The sequence below is a fragment of the Streptomyces sp. NPDC006265 genome, from assembly GCF_040613555.1.
Lineage (GTDB): Bacteria > Actinomycetota > Actinomycetes > Streptomycetales > Streptomycetaceae > Streptomyces.
This window is the reverse complement of sequence record NZ_JBEXSH010001171.1, coordinates 1-2,226: the sequence shown is the minus strand read 5'-3', so window position 1 is coordinate 2,226 and position 2,226 is coordinate 1. Positions and strand designations below refer to the sequence as shown.

The window sequence follows — 2,226 nt, the reverse complement described above, 5'->3', positions numbered from 1 at the left end:
GGCCGAAGGCGTGGGCCTCCCGTATGCCGTCCCAGGGCCGGGCGGGACGGGGCGCCTGGAAGCGGGCCCCTCGGCGTGCGCGGCGAGCAGCCGCTGCGTGGCACGTTCGTCGCCGTCGGCGCGCACGGCATCGGCGTGCGCCTGCGCCCACTCGCGCACGCCGGCCGCTGACGACCGGGCCCCGTCCACGCGTTGGCGCGCTTCCCGCAGCGCCCCCTCCCGTACGGCCGCGGCCTCCTGCTCGCCGAGTTCGAAGAGCCGCTGCGCCCGTTCCCCGAGCGTCTCGTAGGTCTGAGGGGCCAGTCGGCCCACAGTCTCGCGCAGTCGCTCCAGTTCCTCGTCCATCCGCCGGGCGAGCACCGTCAGGCGGGCCGCCCTCTCCCAGGCCGCGTCCCGGTCCGCGGAGAGGGCCTCGGCGTACGCGTCGACCTGCTCGGGACGGTAACCGCGCCCCCGCACGGCCGTGAAGCCGTGCGGTGACACCGTCGCGCTGCTCATCCGGACCCCTCTCCACCACACCGATGCGAAGGCGCGCGCACCGATATGAAGTAGCGCTAGAAATGGGATGATTTCGCGCACATCTTGGTGGATCAGACGGAAGTGTTCATAACGCGACACTCCGCACCGAGGTCACGGGCCCACGGCCAAGCCGTACGGGCCGTGAAGGCCCTACGACCGTACGGGCCGTCAGCCCCAGGTGGTGCCCGCGGGCTCCTGGATGGTCGTGTTGATGCGGTTGAACATGTTGGTGACCGAGACGGTGAGGATCAGCGCGGAGAGTTCCTTCTCGTCGAAGTGGTCGGCCACCTCGTCCCACAGCGCGTCCGGCACCGACTCCCCCGAGAGGTCGGAAAGCCGCGTCATCGCCTCCGTCAGCTTCAGCGCGGCACGCTCGGCGTCCGAGAAGAACGGCGCGTGTCGCCAGGCGGCGACGGCCGCGATGCGCTCCTCGCTCACCCCGGCTTTGCGGAGGTTGGTGACATGCCCGTGCACACAGGGGCCGCAGCCGTTGATCTGGCTGGCGCGCAGCCCGGCCGTCTCCGCCACGTCCTGTGCCAGGCCGCCCTCCCCGATCGCCTGGAAGAGGGTGCCGATGCCCTTCATCGCGCCGGAAAGGACGTAAGCCGGGTTCGTCATCCGTGCCTGCATGATCTCTGCCTCCTGTGTCGGCCGTGCGTCGCTGTCACTGCACTGACGGAACGGCGGAGGGAGGTGTGACAGCCCGGTGCGAAAAATCTTCGGCACGGACAGGAAAGAGCCGGGCCCGGTCGTACGAGCGACCGAACCCGGCTCCTTACGGCACGTCAGCGGCGAGGCGTCACAGCAGTCCGTCCCACATCTGCTCCAGCAGCACCGACCACCAGCTCTCCGGCGACCCCAGTGCCGCCGGGTCGAGCGCGGCCAGCTGGGCCTGGAAGTCGACGGTCCAGCGGCCCGCCTGCTCCTGGTTCAGCCCGAACCGCAACCGCCACATCCGCCCGAGCAGCGCCAGACAGCGCGCGAACTCCGGCAGCCCCGTGTTCACGAACTGCGGCGGCACGGGCGCCCCACCCGGCCCCGCCTCCACCGGCACGGCCACGATGTTCGCCGTGCCGTACTGCACGCAGATGGCCTTGCCGAAGTCGCTGCCCATCACCAGATAGGAACCGGCGTCCGAGGCCGGCTGCACACCGCGCTCGGCCGCCAGCTCCGCCAGCGTCGGAACGGGACGGCCCGGCTGCGCCTGCGCCCAGAAGAACGGGCCCATGTCCATCGGCAGTCCGGCCGCCACCAGCGTGTGCGCCACCACCGGCGGCACGCCCTGCCGCGACACGGCGGCCTGCTCGAACCGGAACACGCCCGGCCCGAACGCGGCCGCCAGCTCCTGCCCGATGGCCTCCGGCGGGATAGGCGGCACCGCCTGCACCGGCGGCAGTGGAGCGCGCACCGGCGCCGGACGCGCCGGGCCGTCCGCCACCTGGTGCAACTCGCCCTGGTGGGCCAGCAGCTGCTGCATGCCCTGCTGCCGGCTCGCATGCTCCGTGCCGTACGGCGCGATGCTCGTGATGCGAGCCTGCGGCCACTGCTCCCGGATCATCCGCGCGCAGTACGCACCCGGCAGCTCGCACGACTCCAGCTCGGTATGCAGCTCAAGCACCTGGTCCGGGGGCACGTTCATGGCCCGCAGCTCGTGGAAGATCTGCCACTCCGGGTGCGGCGTACCCGGCGCCGAACGCCGGATCAGCT

The 2,226-nt window shown here is 71.7% G+C and carries 2 protein-coding genes and 1 pseudogene; all 3 read right to left on the bottom strand.

The window, feature by feature from the left end:
• Positions 1–498 (bottom strand): annotated as a pseudogene (locus tag ABZ281_RS46680) (cellulose-binding protein); the annotation flags it as partial.
• A 189-nt stretch (positions 499–687) separates the two neighbouring features.
• A complete protein-coding gene (locus ABZ281_RS46675; protein ID WP_356664612.1) occupies positions 688–1,149 on the bottom strand; it encodes a carboxymuconolactone decarboxylase family protein in 462 nt (153 codons plus the stop codon).
• 169 nt (positions 1,150–1,318) lie between these two features.
• On the bottom strand, positions 1,319–2,224 hold the full coding sequence (locus ABZ281_RS46670; protein ID WP_356664610.1) for an SUKH-4 family immunity protein: 906 nt from the start codon (positions 2,222–2,224) through the stop codon (positions 1,319–1,321).
• Between the last annotated feature and the right edge of the window lie 2 nt (positions 2,225–2,226).

What these genes read in the sequence shown, in the direction of transcription:
- ABZ281_RS46675 (WP_356664612.1), bottom strand. Translation starts at nt 1,149, where the DNA reads ATGCAGGCACGGATGACGAACCCGGCTTACGTCCTTTCCGGCGCGATG.